Origin of the sequence: Janibacter terrae (genome assembly GCF_039636765.1) — a bacterium.
Lineage (GTDB): Bacteria > Actinomycetota > Actinomycetes > Actinomycetales > Dermatophilaceae > Janibacter > Janibacter terrae.
The window spans coordinates 1,326,671-1,342,514 of record NZ_CP144167.1; the positions used below are offsets into that span (position 1 = coordinate 1,326,671).

The window sequence follows — 15,844 nt, forward strand, 5'->3', positions numbered from 1 at the left end:
GCGTCCCCCTTCGCCATCAGCCTGCGTCCTGGGCCTGGCCCGACTGGCCGCCGTGCGTGCGACGACGGTTGCGGCGACGGCGCGGACCGCCCTCGCCGTCGGCCTTGGCCTCGCTGCGGCCGCCGTCACGGGAGCCGTCACGGGAGCCGCTGCGGCCACCGCCAGAGCCACCGCGACCGCCACCGGAGCGGCGCCCGCCGGACTTGCCGGTCTCGCCGAGGTCCTCGATGCGCTCCGCGTCCAGGCCCTCTCGGGTGCGCTGGGCGCGCGGCAGGCGGCCCTTGGTGCCCTCGGGGATGTCGAGGTCGCTGAAGAGGTGCGGGCTCGAGGAGTAGGTCTCGACGGCCTCGGGGATGCCGAGGTCGAGCTGGCGGTTGATGACCGCCCACTTGGTCTCGTCGTCCCAGTCGACGAAGGTCACTGCGATGCCGGTGTTGCCGGCGCGGCCGGTGCGGCCGATGCGGTGGACGTAGGTCTTCTCGTCGTCGGGGCACTGGTAGTTGATGACGTGGGTGACGTCGGTGACGTCGATGCCGCGGGCGGCGACGTCGGTGGCGACGAGGACGTCGACCTTGCCGTTGCGGAAGGCGCGCAGCGCCTGCTCGCGGGCACCCTGCCCGAGGTCACCGTGGATCGAGGCGGCCGCGAAACCGCGGTCGGTGAGCTCGTCGGCGACCTTGGCGGCGGTGCGCTTGGTGCGGGAGAAGATGATCGTCAGGCCGCGGTCCCTCGCCTGCAGGATGCGGGCGATCATCTCGACCTTGTCCATCGCGTGCGCGCGGTAGACGAACTGCTCGGTCGCCTTGACGGTGTGGCTGTCGGCCTCGCCGTCCTCGCTCATCGCGCGGATGTGCGTCGGCTGGGTCATGTAGCGGCGGGCGAGCGCGACGATCGCGCCGGGCATCGTCGCGGAGAAGAGCATCGTGTGCCGGGCCGGCGAGGTCATCGCCATGATCTTCTCGACGTCGGGCAGGAAGCCGAGGTCGAGCATCTCGTCGGCCTCGTCGAGCACGACCGTCTTGGTGTTGGACAGGTCGAGGTGCTTCTGCTGGGCCAGGTCGATGAGGCGACCGGGGGTGCCGACGACGACGTGGACACCCTTCTTGAGCGCCTCGATCTGCGGCTCGTACGCGCGGCCGCCGTAGACGGTGAGGACCTTGATGCCGCGGCGCTTGCCGGCGCGCTCGAGGTCGGCGGCGACCTGGCTGGCGAGCTCACGGGTCGGCGCGACCGCCAGGGCCTGCGGGCGGGGGTCGTCGGTCTCGGTGTCGACGCGGTCGAGCATCGGGACGCCGAAGCCGAGCGTCTTGCCGGTACCCGTCTTGGCCTGACCGATGATGTCGTGCCCGCCGAGCGCGACCGGGAGGGTCATCGCCTGGATCGGGAAGGGGTGGATGATCCCCGCGTCGGCCAGCGAGGCGACGATGTCGGGGTGGACGTCGAAGTCGCCGAAGGTCTGCTGCGCGGCCTCGGGGGCCGTGCCCTCGATGTCGGGCGTCGCCTGGACGTCCTCGGGCGTGGTGGTCTCGGACATGGGGTCTCTCGATCAGCGTGGGACGGCGAGATGCGCCGCTCAGGTGGCACGGGCCGATCGGAGGTCTTCAGTGCGATCCGCCACGAAGGGGGCGACCGCGCCGGACGTCTCGTCCGGGCAAGAGGTGGATGCCGACCGGGCACCGCTGGTCCCGATCATGCTACCCGCCGGTGGGCCGCGGAGCCGAAAAGCACCCGGCCGCGCACTAGGCTGGCCGGATGAGCGAGCCGGTCCTCCCTTCCTCCTCCGCCGAGCCGTCGCACCGTGAGGGGGCGGGGACGATCGACCTCCTCGGCGTGATCGCCTACGGCGCGATCTCCGGTTTCACCCGCATCGCCGCCGACTCCGAGATGGCCGACGACCTCGCCCTCAAGCGCGCGCTGGCCGGCATCGCGGTCAAGGAGTTCCGCAACCACGAGCTGCTCAGCGACCACATCGTCGCGCTCGGCGGCGACCCGATCGCGGCGATGGAGCCCTTCCGCGAGGCCTTCGACGCCTACCACGCACGCACCCATCCGCAGGACCTGCTCGAGGGCCTGGTCAAGGCCTACATCGGTGACGGGATCGCGTCGGACTTCTTCCTCGAGGTGGCCCGCTACGTCGACCCGACGTCGCGCGCGATCATCGAGCAGGCGGGCGGCAGCCACCGGGACGTCGACGTCATCGTCTCGGCCGTGCGCCGCGGCATCGCGCAGGACCCGAGGCGGGGCGGGCCGCTCGCGCTGTGGGGGCGCCGTCTCGTCGGCGAGGCCCTCACCCAGGGGCAGGTCGTCGCCGCCCAGCACGAGTCGCTCAGCGACCTCGTGCTCGGTCTGGGCCCCGATCGCCCGGGCGCCTCCCTCGAGGAGGTCGGGCGCCTGATGCAGCGGCTCACCGACCGCCACCAGCTGCGCATGGGGCGGCTCGGCCTCGCGTCCTGAGGCGCGCGCCCGGAGCACGCGAAGGGGCCCCGCCTGGATGGCGGGGCCCCTTCGGTGCCGGCGTCCTTCGAGACGGTTGCCGAGCAACCTCCTCAGGACGGCGCGTCAGACCTGCTTGCGACCGACGACCATGCCGTAGATGACGATCAGGATCGCGGCGGCGATGACGCCGAGGATGAACGCGATCCAGTCGATGCCACTCGTGTTGTCGTTGCCCGACAGCGCGGTGTAGGCCCACGAGCCGATCAGGGCACCCACGATGCCGAGGATCACGGTGACGAGGGTGGAGATGTTCTGCCGCCCCGGCAGGACGAGACGGGCCAAGGCGCCGATGATGGCACCGACGATGATCGTGACGATGATGGTCCACAACATGCTGATCAGCTCCTTCTTGCGCCCGACAGGGGTGAGCGGGCGCGCTCAGGTAGCCCCGTGTGGGCTCTCCGTGACCAACATAGACTCCTGAGGCTGCTGGGGCGACTGTCAGGAAGTGACGATCTCGCTGCGGTGGATGCTCACCGCGTGACAATCAGGCCCCGAAACCGACCCGGCCACGGGTGGGCTCACCGACGTCGACGTACCCGAGCGCACCGGCGGGGACCATGACGCGACGGCCCTTGTCGTCGGTGAGCACGAGCGGTCCGCCGTCGAGCGCGGCGCGCACGGCGGTCTCGATCTCGGTCTCGGAGCCCTCGGCCTCGATGACGACCTCACGGGCCACGTTCTGGATGCCGATCTTGACCTCCACGGTCACTCCTTCGGTGTCGGGGGATGACGGTGACATCGTGTCACCCGGGGATGTCAGCGGCCCTGTCGGGGTCGCCCATGCGGTTGATCGGGAAGGACCCCATGCCGCGCCACGCGAGGTGGCCCGCGGCCTGCTGGGCGACCTCCCTCGGGAACTGGCTGCCGTGCGCCAGCCACGTGCGGGCCATGACCTGCGCGGCACCGGCCATCGCCAGACCGAGCATCTCGGCGAGCTCCTGCGGCAGCGGGGTGTCCTCGGTGATGCGCTCGGCGATCGCCTCGCCGAGCTGGGCCTCGAGGGCGTCGATGCGGTGCCGCACCTGGGGCTCGTTGGTCAGGTCCGACTCGTAGATGAGGCGGAAGGCGCCGCCCTGGTCGGCGACGAAGCTGAAGAAGGCGGCGACGGTCGCGTAGACGCGCTCCTCGTGGTCGGTGCTGGAGCCCAGGGCCTCGAGCACCAGCGCCTCGAGCGTGTCGCACTGGACGTCGAGGAGGGCCAGGTAGAGCTCGAGCTTGCCGGGGAAGTGCTGGTAGAGCACCGGCTTGGAGACGCCCGCCTGGTCGGCGATGTCCTCCATCGCAGCCGCGTGGTAGCCCCGCGAGACGAAGACGGTGAGCGCGGCCTCGAGCAGCTGGGCACGGCGCTGCGCTCGGGGCATGCGCTGCACTCGCGTGCCGGGCGCGTGGGAGCTCATGGGTCCTCCGGGTGTCGATGACCGCCACGTGGCGGGGCTCACCAGCCTACCTGCGGGTAGTGCCGACCCCGGCCCCGGATGCGCCACCGGTCGTTGTCGGCCCGGGGTGGTGGGATGGGGGCGTGACCGAGCAGCTCCCCACCGTGCACCTGCGACCGCCGACGACGAAGGGCGGTGCCGTCGCCCCATCGCTCGACGCCGACCAGACGTCCGCGGTCGGCGCGCGCGGTGACGTCGTGCGGGTCCTCGGTGCGCCCGGGACGGGCAAGACGAGCGTCGCCGTCGCCGCCGTGCTCGACCGGGTCGCGCAGGGGGAGTGCGCCCCCGACGAGGTCCTCCTCGTCGCCGCGACCCGGCTGGCCGCGGCCGAGGCCCGTGACGCCGTGACGGCGGGCCTCTCCGGGGCGACGACCGAGCCGATGGCGCGCACGATGCAGTCGCTCGGCTTCGCGGTGCTGCGCCAGCACGCGGTCCTCGCCGGTGCCCCGGCGCCGCGGCTCCTCTCCGGCGCGGACCAGGACCTCGTGCTCGGCGAGCTGCTCGACGGGCACCGCGAGTCCGGCGCCGGTCCACGGTGGCCGGAGGACCTCGCCGAGGCACTCACGACGCGCGGGTTCCGCGAGGAGCTGCGCGACCTGCTCATGCGCGCGATCGAGCACGGCGTCTCCCCGCACGACCTCGCGCGGCTCGGCGTCGAGCACGACCGCCCCGAGTGGGTCGCCGCCGCGCAGGTCGCCCGGGAGTACGACGAGGTCACGGCGCTGTCCAGGCCGGGCGCCTTCGACCCGGCCTGGGTGCTCACCGCGTCTGCCGAGCTCCTCGAGGACGACCCGGAGGCGCGCGAACGGGTGCGCTCGGGCCTGCGGCTCGTCGTCGTCGACGACGCCCACGAGCTCACCGCGCCTGCGGCTCGACTGCTGCGGGTGCTCACCGGGGACGGCGTCGACCTCGTCCTCGTCGGTGACCCGGACGCGACCGTGCAGGGCTTCCGCGGCGCCGACCCGCACCACCTCGTCGGCGATTGGGGCGGGCGGACGGTCATCGACCTCGTCCTGCGCCGGGGGTACCGGATGCCCGAGGCGGTGCACGCGGCCGCGGCCCGCGTCACGCCCAAGATCGCGGCGCTCGGCGGAGGCCGGCAGCGCGCAGCGGCCGCTGCCCGGCCCGGCGGCAGCGTCGAGGCCCACGTGCTCCACTCCAGCGCGCAGGAGGCGGCCTTCATCGCCCACGAGCTGCGCCGGGCCCACCTGCTCCACGGCGTGCCGTGGTCCGAGCTGGCGGTCGTCGTGCGCGGCTCCGCGCGCCAGGCGACGCTGCGCCGGGTGCTCGCCGCCCGCGGGGTGCCGGTCCTGGCCGACGCGCACCGGGTGCCGGTGCGCGACGAGCCGGCGGCACGCCCGCTGCTCCACCTGCTCTCCCTCGTCGTCGACCTCGCCCGGGGGCGCCTCGACGCGCTCCCGGCGACCGACGTCGTCGACCTGCTCGCCAGCCCGCTCGTCGCCGCGGACACCGTCGCCATCCGTCGGCTGCGTCGCGTGCTGCGGCGGGAGGAGCTCGCTGTCGAGGGCACCCGCACGAGCGACGAGCTGCTCGGGGAGCTGGTCCTCGACCCCGAACGGTTGGCCCACCTCGGTGAGGATGCGGCTCCGCTCCTGCGGCTCGCCACCGTCCTCGCGGCCGGGCGGGCCGCGGCGCCGACCTCCGATGACGGCCGTGGGTGGGCGAAGGGGGTGACCGCCGAGTCCGTCCTGTGGCAGCTGTGGCAGGCCACCGGCCTCGCCGAGCCCTGGCGCGCCACCGCGCTCGCCGGGGGACCCGCGGGCGCGCGCGCCGACCGCTCGCTCGACGCGGTCGTGGCGCTCTTCGACGCGGCAGCCGCGCACCAGGACGCCCTGCCGGCCTCCGGCCCGGACGCCTTCCTCGACGCCGTGGCCGGTCGGTCGGTCGCGGCGGACTCGCTCGCCGCGCGCAGCCCCGACCCGGACGCGGTCGCGCTCGTCACCCCGCAGACGGCGGCCGGCAACCAGTGGCACACCGTCGTCCTCGCCGGCGTCCAGGAGGGCGTGTGGCCCGACCTGCGCCTGCGCGGCTCCCTGCTCGGCTCGGAGCGCCTCGTCGACGTCGTCACCGGGCGCGACCGCGCCGGAGCCGGGGCGGCCGCCGCGGTGCGGCACGACGAGACGCGGCTCTTCCACGTCGCCCTCACGCGGGCGAGCGAACGGGTGCTCGTCACCGCCGTGGCCGCCGAGGACGAGCAGCCCTCGGTCTACCTCGACCTCGTCGACCCCCTGCCCGACGACGGACGTCGTCGTGAGCCGACCGACGTGCCCCCGCCGCTCGACCTCACCGGTCTGGTCGCCCGGCTGCGCCAGCAGCTCGTGGGCACCGAGGGCCACCCGCGCTCGCCCGAGGAGGTGGCCCGTGCCGTCGCCCGGCTCTCCTACCTCGCGGCGGCGGGTGTCCCCGGCGCGGACCCGTCCTCGTGGTGGGCGCTGCGCGACCTCACCGACGCCCGCCCCGTGCGGGCGGAGGGCGTGCCGGTCGGCGTGAGCCCGTCCAAGGTCGCCCAGTTCTCCGAGTGCGGCCTGCGGTGGCTGCTGCAGTCGGCCGGTGGGCAAGGGCCGAGCAGCACCTCGATGGAGGTGGGCACCCTCGTCCACGACATCGCCCACGAGCTCGGCGACGCGGGCGAGGAGGCCTTCCGCGCGGAGCTCGAGCGTCGGTGGCCCCAGCTGGGCATGGCTCCGGGGTGGGTCACCGAGCAGAAGTACGAGCGCGCGCAGCAGATGATCCACTGGTTGGCCGAGTACCACCGGCGCTCCGCCGCCGAGGGGTGGCGGCCGGTGGCGACGGAGGAGCGCTTCCGCGTGGAGCTCGGTCGGGCCGTGCTGAGCGGCAGCGTCGACCGGCTCGAGGCCGATGCCGACGGGCGCCTGCGCGTCATCGACTACAAGACCGGCAGCTCTGCGCCGACGGCGGCGGAGGTCGCCGAGCACCCACAGCTCGGGGCCTACCAGGTCGCCGTGGCCGAGGGCGGCTTCGGGCAGCACGGCAGCGAGGTGGCCGGGGCTGCGCTCGTCCAGCTCGGTCGCGGGCACTCCTCGGGCAAGGCCGTGCAGCAGCAGGACGCCATCACGGGGTCGGCGGAGCCGCGCCGCTTCCACGACCTCGTCACCGACACCGCGGAGGGAATGGCCGCGGCCACCTTCGTCGCGACGCCGAGCGAGAAGCAGTGCCGGATCTGCCCGGTCCGCTCCTCCTGCCCGGCCCACGAGGAAGGGGGGCGGCTGCGATGACGCCACCGCCGAAGATCTCCGCCGTCGACCTCGCCCGTGCGCTCGGTCAGGAGCACCCGCCGACCGACGAGCAGCGCCGGATCATCGAGGCGCCGCTCGCCCCGTTGCTCGTCGTCGCTGGCGCCGGGTCCGGCAAGACCGAGACGATGACCGCCCGCGTGGTCTGGCTCGTCGCCAACGACCTCGTGACGCCCGAGCAGGTGCTCGGTCTGACCTTCACCCGCAAGGCAGCCGGGGAGCTCGCGGAGCGGGTCGCGCGACGGCTCGCGACGCTCGAGCGGGTCGGCCTCTGGAGCCCGGCGCAGGACGCCGACGCCGACGGGCTCGGCGGCACGCCCACCGTCTCGACGTACCATGCGTACGCGGGTCGGCTCGTGCGCGAGGGCGCGCTGCGCCTGGGCTACGAGAAGGACTCGCGGATGCTCTCCGAAGCGGCCACCTGGCAGCTCGCCCACGAGGTCGTCATGGCCTGGGACGGGCCGATGGAGGACCTCGACAAGGTCGAGTCGACGGTGACCAGCGCCGTCGTGTCGCTCGCCGGTGAGCTCGCCGAGCACCTGCGCACCCCCGGCGACATCGAGTCGCTCACCGCGCGGACCCTCGCCCACCTCGAGGCGGTCGAGGCGAGCGACAAGGCGCTGACCAAGGACTACCGCAAGCAGGTCATCACGCCGATGAGCGAGCAGCGGCTCATCCTGCCGATCGTCGAGCGCTACCTCGAGGTCAAGCGGGAGCGCTCGGTCATGGACTTCTCGGACCAGATGGCGCTCGCGGCGGCGCTGGCGACCCGCTTCCCCGACCTCGGTCGCGCGGAGCGGGAGCGGTTCCGTGTCGTCCTGCTCGACGAGTTCCAGGACACCTCCGAGGCACAGATGGTCCTCATGCGCCGGCTGTTCGCACCGGACGGGCAGGTCCCGGCTGCGGTGACGGCGGTCGGCGACCCGCACCAGTCGATCTACGCCTGGCGCGGCGCGAGCTCGACCACCCTGTCGACCTTCCCCGAGTACTTCGCCACCGAGGGGCGACCTGCGCCCGTCGAGCACCTGTCGATCAGCTGGCGCAACGACGAGACCATCCTGGAGGTCGCCAACGCCGTGGCCGGTGAGCTGGCCGCGACGACCACGGTGCCGGTCGCCCCCCTTCGTCCTCGGCCGGGGGCGGGGCGTGGCCAGGTGGAGGCGCTGCGCTCGCTCACCGCCCACGACGAGGCGGCGGCCATCGCCGCGTGGATCAAGCCCCGGCACGAAGGGGGTCTGCGCACCGCCGCGGTCCTGTGCCGCAAGCGCTCGCAGTTCACGGCCGTCGTCGACGCCCTCGCGCTCGCCGGGATCCCCTACGAGGTCGTCGGTCTCGGCGGCCTGCTCCTCACCGCCGAGGTCGCCGACGTCATCGCGCTGCTCACCGTCGTGCAGGACCCCGCCCGCGGCGACCGGCTGATGCGTCTGCTCACCGGACCGCCTGGCCTGCTCGGCCCGGCCGACCTCGACGGTCTCGGCGCGTGGGCACGCCACCTCGGTCGGCAGGCCGCGGCCGAGGTCGCCGACGGGGCGCCGACGCCCGGTCCCGAGGACGCGGTGACGATCATCGACGCGCTCGACCAGCTGCCGGAGCCGGGGTGGGCGGGCGACGGCGGCCAGTCCATCTCCGCGGAGGGGTTGGCCCGGCTGCACCGTCTCGCCGGGATGGTGGCTCGGCTGCGGCGGCACGCCGGCATGCCGCTGCCCGACCTCGTCGGCGAGGCCGAGCGCGAGCTGGGCGTCGACGTCGAGGTGCTCGCCCGGCCCGGCTGGTCGCCGGGTGCGGCGCGCGCCCACCTCGACGCCTTCGCCGACGTGGCAGCGCAGTTCTCCTCGAGCGCGGACCGGCCGACGCTCGGCGGGTTCATCGACTGGATCGAGGCCGCCGTCGCCGAGGAGCGCGGCCTGGAGAAGCCCGTCGTCGAGCCGACCAAGGACGCCGTCCAGGTCCTCACGTGCCACGCGGCCAAGGGGCTGGAGTGGGACGTCGTCGCGGTGCCCGGGCTCGTCGAGGGCGGCTTCCCGGCCCACGCGTCGCGGGCCTCGTACCGGGACGGGGACTGGGTCCTCGGCCAGGTCAACGAGTCCGGGTGGATCTCGGGCCTCGACGGCGTGCCCTACCCGCTGCGCGGCGACCGCGGCGGGCTGCCCGTCCTCGACCTCTCGCTCGGTCAGGCCAAGGCGCTGCAGGACGAGCTCAAGCGCTACCGGGCCGAGGGCGGCGAGCACGCGCTGCTCGAGGAGCGCCGGCTGGCGTACGTCGCGTGCACCCGCGCGCGCAGCCAGCTGCTGCTCGGGTCCTGGGTCTGGGGGCCGACGGGCGCGACGCCGCGGCTGCCCTCGCGGTTCATCGAGGAGGCCCGGGCGACGGGCGTGGTCCGCACGATCGAGTGGGCGGCCATGCCGCAGACCAAGGACGAGCCCAACCCCGCGCTCGCCGTCGGCCGCCAGGTCGTGTGGCCCGGGGACGACGTCGCGCCCGAGCGGCCGGGACTGGCCGCCGCTGCCGTCGCGATGGTCGACGGGAGCGACCCCGGCACCGACCTGGGTGCCGACCCCCTCGACGACGAGCTGCGCATCCTGCTCGAGGAGCGCGAGCGACGGCGGCGGGCGCGTGGGGCCGATGTCGCGGTCGAGCTGCCGGCGCACCTGTCGACCTCGCAGCTGGTCGGGCTGGCGCGGGACGCGCAGGCCTTCGCGCTGGACCTGCGCCGGCCGATGCCCCAGGCACCGCAGGTCGCGGGGCGGCGGGGGACGGCCTTCCACGCGTGGGTCGAGGAGCACTACTCGCGGGCCGGGCTGGTCGACATCCTCGAGCTGCCCGGCAGCGCGGACGAGTCACTCGGCGACGAGGACCTCGCGCTCATGCAGGAGCACTTCCTCGCCAGCGAGTGGGCCGAGCGCGTGCCCCTCGACGTCGAGCTGTCGCTCGAGACCGTGATCGGGGACCACGCGATCCGTGGTCGCGTCGACGCGGTCTTCGCCGACGACGACGGCGGGGTGACGGTCGTGGACTGGAAGACCGGTCGCCCGCCGCGGGGCGAGGAGATGGCCGTGCGTGCGGTGCAGCTGTCGGCCTACCGGATCGCCTACGCGCGCTGGCGCGGGATCGACCCGGAGCGGGTGCGCGGAGCCTTCTTCCACGCCGCGACCGGCGAGACGACGCGCCCCGAGCTGCTCGACGAGGACCGCGTGGCGGCCCTGCTCACCGCCTCTGCCTGAGGAGCGCGGCTCAGGACCGCTGGGTGTCCGGGGAGACGACGTCGTCCTCGTCGTCGTGGCCGAGCGGGGTGATCTCCGCGGTCTCGTGCTCGCCGTCCCCGGGCGAAGGGGGTCGCTCGGCGTCCGCCACCGGCAGGGTGACCGGGGTCGGGGCGCCGGCCCCCTCGACGACGACCGCGTCCTCCTCGGAGTCGGCGGAGGCGTCCTCCGGCTCAGGTCGGGCCCCGGTGGGCTGCATCTCGATCGGCTGGGTCTCGGCCGGCTGGGTCTCGGCCGGCTGGGTCTCGGTCGGCTGGGTCTCGGCCGGCTGGGGCGGCACGGTCGGTGCCGCGGCGGCAGCGCGCTCCTCCTCGGCGGCCAGCTCGTCGTCGAGCCGGCGCAGGCGGGAGGCGTGGCCCTCGGCGGCGACGTCGTCCCCCGCGGCGACCGCGTGCATCATCGAGCGCACGAGCTGCATCTCGTGGACGAGCCGCGCGCGGCGCTGCAGGTGGCGGTCGGGGCGCTCGACGCGGGCGTGGGCGTAGGCCTCCAGGACGGTGTCGAGGGTCTCGGGGTGCAGCGCGCCGACGAGGGCGGCCAGGTCGTCGGCGGGGTCGGCGACCTGGGCGTGCTCCCAGCCGAGGAAGCCCTTGACGTCCGGCTCCTCGCCGTCGTCGGGGGTCGCGAGGATCGTGCTCGGCCCGATCGCGCCGTGCGTCGGGGTCGTCGTGAAGCGCCACAGCGAGACGTCCTCGAGGGTGCGCTCCCACCGGGTGAGCAGGCCCGTCGGCACCCGACCGGTGGCTGCCGCGCGGTCGAGCTCGGCGAGCCGGCGGGCGCGGTAGGCGTCCGCGTCGTAGACGGGGACGCCGGCCTCCTCGTAGATGCGCCGGTCGAGGCTGTGCAGGTGGGCGAGCGCCCGGCCGAGGCCGGCGGCGAGCTTGGTGCCCGGGGCGATCGACTCCAGGTCGACCATGCGCCCGGTGAGGTACGTCGTGACGGCGGCGCGTCCCCCTTCGGGCAGCGCGACCCAGCCCTTGACGGCCGGGACCGGCATCGTCAGGCGACGGGCCAGCAGCGCGAGGAGCGCCGCGGACTGCTCGAGCTGCGCCGACGCGGCGGGCGTGCGCGGCGAGCGGATGACCCACCGCCGGTGCTCGTCGTCCTGGACGAAGGCGACCTCGAAGGGGTGCGACGCGTCGGTGACGACCCCCTCGACGGAGTCGGGGTCGAGGCCCGGCACGGCGGCGCTGGCCAGGGCGGCGAGTTGCAGCGGTCCACGTGAGGTCACCCGCCCACCGTACGAGTCGGGCGGCCCGGATGCCGGGAGCGACGCCCTCCGGACCACGAATCGGGCCCGGGCCTAGGGTGGGCGACGTGGACCACGACCCGATGCGCGACCTGCCCATGACGGATCCGATCCTCGACCGCGACGGGCCCGCGCGCAGCGAGCCGGGACTCCTCCGCGGACTCCTGGAGGACCCGGCCACCCGGGTCGTGGAGCTCGTCGGTGACCGGGTCCCCCTTCGCCCGGACCGCTCGTTGGCGCTGCGCCCGCCGGCCCCGGAGGACGCCGACACCCTCCTGCTCTACCTCGGCCGGCACGAGGGCGTCGCGCACCTCGCCGCGTGCCGGCCCACCCCGCCCGGCAACCCGGTGCCGCGCGAGGAGCGGCTGGACGCCGCCCCCTTCGCCGGTCTGCGCGAGGTCGCGGTCGACCTGAGCCCGGCGCAGGCCTCGCTCTTCGCCACCGCGCTCGGCCTGGCCAACTGGCACGTGCGCCACCCGCGCTGCCCGCGCTGCGGCGAGCCGACCGAGGTCGTGCAGGCCGGGTGGGTGCGCCGCTGCACGCGCGACGGATCCGAGCACTACCCGCGCACCGACCCGGCCGTGATCATGGCCGTGACCGACGCGGACGACCGCCTGCTCCTCGCGCGCAACATCGGCTGGCCCGAGGGCAGGTTCTCGGTGCTCGCCGGGTTCGTCGAGCCGGGGGAGACCATCGCCGGCGCGGTCGTCCGCGAGGTCGGCGAGGAGGTGGGGGTGACGGTGACCGACGTGCGGTTCGTCGGTGACCAGCCGTGGCCCTTCCCCGCGTCGCTGATGATCGGCTGCACCGCGCGGGCCACGACGAGCGAGCTGACCTGCCAGCCCGACGAGATCGCCGAGGCGCGGTGGTTCACCCGCGAGGAGTTCCGCGAGGAGCTGCTCGCCGGGTACGTCAGGGCGGCGGGGCGGCTGTCGATCTCCGGGCGGCTCATCGAGGGCTGGCTCGGCGGGCGGCTCGACGAGGTCGGCTGAGCGGGTCGTCAGGCCCGGGTGAGAGAGTGCCGGGGTGATCGACGTGACCGGCCCGCAGTCCGCCGACGACGTCCTCGCCGCGCTCGACCCCGAGCAGCGCGAGGTCGCCGCCAACCCGAGCGGCCCGATGGCCGTGCTCGCGGGTGCCGGGACCGGCAAGACGCGGGCGATCACCCACCGCATCGCCTACGGCGTGAGCGCCGGCGCGTACCAGCCGCAGCGGGTGCTCGCGGTGACCTTCACCGCCCGGGCGGCCGGCGAGATGCGCACCCGGCTGCGCGACCTGGGTGTGATCGGTGTGCAGGCGCGGACCTTCCACGCGGCGGCGCTGCGCCAGCTCCACTACTTCTGGCCGCAGGCGATCGGCGGGGCGGCGCCCGAGGTCATGGCCCACAAGGCGCCGGCGGTCGCCGAGGCCGCGTCGCGGATGGGCATGCGGCTCGACCGCAGCGAGCTGCGGGACGTCGCCGCCGAGGTGGAGTGGTCCAAGGTCTCGCTCCTCACCCCGGAGACCTACGCCGCAGCGGCCCGACGGGCCCGCCGCGAGCCTCCGGGCATGGACCTCACCGCGATGGCCCGCCTCATCTCGACCTACGAGGACGTCAAGGGGGAGCGGGGCGTCATCGACTTCGAGGACGTGCTGCTCCTCACCGTCGGCATCCTCGAGGAGCGCGAGGACATCGCGCGCACGGTTCGCGACCAGTACCGGCACTTCGTCGTCGACGAGTACCAGGACGTCAACGCCCTGCAGCAGCGGCTGCTCGACCTGTGGCTCGGCGGGCGTGGCGACATCTGCGTCGTCGGCGACCCCGCGCAGACGATCTACTCCTTCACCGGCGCCACGCCGCAGCACCTGCTGCGCTTCACCGACACCCACCCCCAGGCGTCGACCGTGCGCCTCGTGCGCAACTACCGCTCCACGCCGCCGGTCCTCGCGCTCGCCAACAAGCTCCTGACGGACCCGAGCGGCCAGCGTCGCGGTGGGGCCGTCGAGCTCGTGGCCCAGCGCGAAGGGGGAGATCCACCGCGCCTGACCGCGCTCGACGACGACCCGGCCGAGGCCGCGTGGGTCGCCGACCGGGTCAAGGAGCTCGTCGCCGCCGGGCGGCCGCTTCGGGAGATCGCGGTGCTCTTCCGGACCAACGGGCAGTCCGAGGCCTTCGAGTCCGCCCTCGCCGACGCCGAGATCCCCTACCTCGTGAAGGGCGGGGAGCGCTTCTTCTCCCGCAAGGAGGTCCGCGAGGCGATCCTGCTCCTGCGCGGGGCCGCCCGCACCGACGACGGCAGCAAGCCACTCCCTTCGCTCGTCGGGGACGTGCTCGGCGGCATGGGCTGGCACGAGGACGCGCCCGCGAGCACCGGGGCGGTGCGCTCGCGGTGGGAGTCGCTCAAGGCGCTCGTCGACCTGTCCGCGCGACTGGCCGCCACCAGCCCGCAGGCGCGGCTGCCCGAGCTCGTCCGCGACCTCGACGAGCGGATCGCCGCGCAGCACGCCCCGGACGTCGAGGGCGTGACGCTGGCGTCGCTGCACGCCGCGAAGGGCCTGGAGTGGGACGTCGTCTTCCTCGTCGGCTGCTCCGACGGGCTGCTGCCGATCATGATGGCGGAGGGCGCGGACGAGATCGAGGAGGAGCGACGCCTCATGTACGTCGGCGTCACCCGCGCCCGCGAGGTGCTGCACCTGTCGTGGGCGCGCGCCCGGACGCCAGGGGCCCGGGGGACACGGCGGGTCAGCCGCTTCCTCGACCAGACGGCCGGCATCCTCGGCGAGGGCGCGCGGTCGACGCCGAAGAAGTCGTCGGCGCCCCGCGGGAGCAAGCTCAAGGCGGCGCGCCCGAAGGTGTGCAAGGTGTGCGGCACCGAGCTCGGCACCGCGACCGAGCGGGCCTCCGGCCGCTGCCCCGACTGCCCGCCGTCGTACGACGAGGCGACCTTCGAGCGGCTGCGGTCGTGGCGCCTCGCGGTCTCGCGGGCGGCGTCGGTGCCAGCCTTCGTCGTCTTCACCGATGCCACGCTCGAGGCGATCGCCGAGGCGGCGCCGACGCACCAGCGGGACCTCTCCGCGATCAGCGGTGTGGGCCCCCGCAAGCTCTCCCTCTACGCCGACCAGGTGCTCGCCGTCATCGGTGGGGCGGACCCCGACGAGGTCGCGACGGCCGCCGCCGAAGATCCTGCGGACTGACCGGGGAACATCCGCAGATTTAATGGGTTGGCGCGCTCCCACCGGGTGGTCTACGTTTGATCCTGTCAGTCGGGACGTGCGCGAGCGTGTGGCCCGAAGAGCGCAACCGACGAGAGGAGGGCAGCACCCATGGACACGATCACCACGATGATCCTCGCTCCGATGACGGCTGCCCTCGTGCCGTCCGCCGACCTCCTCGGCGGCGCCACCGGCGTCTTCATCGATCGCGACCGCACGGTCGCCGAGCCGAAGACCCCCTTCGTCGTGGACCCGCGCCCTGCAGGACTCTCCGTCTAGTCGAGACGGACCCAGGTCCTCCCTCTCAGGCCGCGGCATCCCACACACCGGGAACCGCGGCCTTCGTCGTGCTCGGACGTCGCCGCCCCACCCCTCGAACAGCACAGCACCGCACGCTCGCCACAGGAGACCCCGTCGTGACCGCACTGACCACCCACCCACCGATACAGCGGCTGAGCATCCTCACGCCCTGCCAGGTCGAGGATCCGGAGATCTGGTTCGCCGAGACCCCCGCCGGCGTCGAGTACGCCAAGGCCCTCTGCCGGGACTGCCCCTTCCGGGAGCTGTGCCTGGACGGCGCCCTCGAGCGCCGCGAGCCCTGGGGCGTCTGGGGCGGAGAGCTCTTCGACTCCGGCCGCATCATCCCCCGCAAGCGGCCCCGCGGCCGCCCGCGCAAGCACCCCGTCCCCGCGTGAACGACCCCTCGAGAGGAGGTACCGCGATGAAGTTCCTCAAGCTGCCCCGGCTGCGTCCCCTCGACCAGCCCTTGTCCTACGTCCCCGACGTGGAGCGTCGCCTCGCCGAGGCCCGCCGCCACGACCGTCCCGTTCACCTGAGCTTCCGATGATCGGATCTCCCGTCGCCGAGACTCGGGCGATGGCTGCTATTACGAGTGAATAGCAGCCATCACCCGAGTCTCGGCGCGCGGCGAGT

General features: G+C 74.2%; 13 protein-coding genes. 8 read left to right on the plus strand and 5 right to left on the minus strand.

All coding sequences use genetic code 11. From position 1 onward, the window contains the following. Nucleotides 1-16 precede the first annotated feature (16 nt). On the minus strand, nt 17-1,534 hold the full coding sequence (locus V3C34_RS06690; RefSeq protein ID WP_068422824.1) for a DEAD/DEAH box helicase: 1,518 nt from the start codon (nt 1,532-1,534) through the stop codon (nt 17-19). A gap of 218 nt (nt 1,535-1,752) precedes the next feature. On the opposite strand from V3C34_RS06690, the gene V3C34_RS06695 reads away from it, so the two are divergent. Beyond that, entirely contained in the window at nt 1,753-2,454 is a 702-nt protein-coding gene (locus V3C34_RS06695; RefSeq protein ID WP_346008359.1) for a ferritin-like fold-containing protein, read from the plus strand. A 105-nt stretch (nt 2,455-2,559) separates the two neighbouring features. Here V3C34_RS06695 and V3C34_RS06700 read toward each other — a convergent pair whose 3' ends face one another. From V3C34_RS06700 to V3C34_RS06710, 3 genes are all read right to left on the minus strand, one after another. Beyond that, nucleotides 2,560-2,829 (minus strand): GlsB/YeaQ/YmgE family stress response membrane protein, encoded by a 270-nt coding sequence (locus V3C34_RS06700; protein ID WP_346008360.1) that lies wholly within the window; start codon nt 2,827-2,829, stop codon nt 2,560-2,562. 154 nt (nt 2,830-2,983) lie between these two features. Further along, nucleotides 2,984-3,202: a DUF3107 domain-containing protein gene (locus V3C34_RS06705; RefSeq protein WP_068325632.1), complete on the minus strand. Its 219-nt coding sequence runs from the start codon at nt 3,200-3,202 to the stop codon at nt 2,984-2,986. Between the two features lie 40 nt (nt 3,203-3,242). After that, entirely contained in the window at nt 3,243-3,896 is a 654-nt protein-coding gene (locus V3C34_RS06710) for a TetR/AcrR family transcriptional regulator (RefSeq protein ID WP_346008361.1), read from the minus strand. Nucleotides 3,897-4,018: 122 nt separating this feature from the next. Here V3C34_RS06710 and V3C34_RS06715 point away from each other — a divergent pair, with 122 nt between their 5' ends. Both V3C34_RS06715 and V3C34_RS06720 read left to right on the plus strand, forming a co-directional pair. Continuing rightward, nucleotides 4,019-7,192 (plus strand): ATP-dependent DNA helicase, encoded by a 3,174-nt coding sequence (locus tag V3C34_RS06715; protein ID WP_346008362.1) that lies wholly within the window; start codon nt 4,019-4,021, stop codon nt 7,190-7,192. Next, nucleotides 7,189-10,431 carry an ATP-dependent DNA helicase gene (locus tag V3C34_RS06720; protein WP_346008363.1) on the plus strand — a complete coding sequence of 1,081 codons (3,243 nt, stop codon included), beginning with the start codon at nt 7,189-7,191 and terminating at the stop codon, nt 10,429-10,431. The genes V3C34_RS06715 and V3C34_RS06720 overlap by 4 nt, the downstream gene beginning before the upstream one ends. 10 nt (nt 10,432-10,441) lie before the next feature. On the opposite strand, the gene V3C34_RS06725 is transcribed toward V3C34_RS06720, so the two are convergent. Then, a complete protein-coding gene (locus V3C34_RS06725) occupies nt 10,442-11,701 on the minus strand; it encodes a phosphotransferase (protein ID WP_346008364.1) in 1,260 nt (419 codons plus the stop codon). An 86-nt stretch (nt 11,702-11,787) separates the two neighbouring features. On the opposite strand from V3C34_RS06725, the gene nudC reads away from it, so the two are divergent. From nudC to V3C34_RS06750, 5 genes are all read left to right on the plus strand, one after another. Next, nucleotides 11,788-12,711: an NAD(+) diphosphatase gene (gene nudC / locus V3C34_RS06730; protein WP_068328990.1), complete on the plus strand. Its 924-nt coding sequence runs from the start codon at nt 11,788-11,790 to the stop codon at nt 12,709-12,711. 34 nt (nt 12,712-12,745) lie between these two features. Next, nucleotides 12,746-14,893, plus strand: coding sequence for an ATP-dependent DNA helicase UvrD2 (locus V3C34_RS06735; RefSeq protein WP_068325624.1), 2,148 nt, complete (start codon nt 12,746-12,748; stop codon nt 14,891-14,893). A 129-nt stretch (nt 14,894-15,022) separates the two neighbouring features. Beyond that, entirely contained in the window at nt 15,023-15,190 is a 168-nt protein-coding gene (locus V3C34_RS06740) for a hypothetical protein (protein ID WP_169701948.1), read from the plus strand. A 137-nt stretch (nt 15,191-15,327) separates the two neighbouring features. Beyond that, complete coding sequence (locus V3C34_RS06745; protein ID WP_068325622.1) at nt 15,328-15,606, plus strand: WhiB family transcriptional regulator; 279 nt, start codon at nt 15,328-15,330, stop codon at nt 15,604-15,606. A 26-nt stretch (nt 15,607-15,632) separates the two neighbouring features. Then, entirely contained in the window at nt 15,633-15,758 is a 126-nt protein-coding gene (locus V3C34_RS06750) for a hypothetical protein (protein ID WP_255218300.1), read from the plus strand. Nucleotides 15,759-15,844 lie beyond the last annotated feature (86 nt).

Excerpts from the sequence above, each read along its gene's own strand:
- V3C34_RS06740 (WP_169701948.1), top strand. The coding sequence starts at position 15,023 with ATGGACACGATCACCACGATGATCCTCGCTCCGATGACGGCTGCCCTC.
- V3C34_RS06695 (WP_346008359.1), top strand. The coding sequence starts at position 1,753 with ATGAGCGAGCCGGTCCTCCCTTCCTCCTCCGCCGAGCCGTCGCACCGT.
- V3C34_RS06690 (WP_068422824.1), bottom strand. The coding sequence starts at position 1,534 with ATGTCCGAGACCACCACGCCCGAGGACGTCCAGGCGACGCCCGACATC.
- V3C34_RS06720 (WP_346008363.1), top strand. The coding sequence starts at position 7,189 with ATGACGCCACCGCCGAAGATCTCCGCCGTCGACCTCGCCCGTGCGCTC.
- V3C34_RS06710 (WP_346008361.1), bottom strand. The coding sequence starts at position 3,896 with ATGAGCTCCCACGCGCCCGGCACGCGAGTGCAGCGCATGCCCCGAGCG.
- V3C34_RS06700 (WP_346008360.1), bottom strand. The coding sequence starts at position 2,829 with ATGTTGTGGACCATCATCGTCACGATCATCGTCGGTGCCATCATCGGC.
- V3C34_RS06750 (WP_255218300.1), top strand. The coding sequence starts at position 15,633 with ATGAAGTTCCTCAAGCTGCCCCGGCTGCGTCCCCTCGACCAGCCCTTG.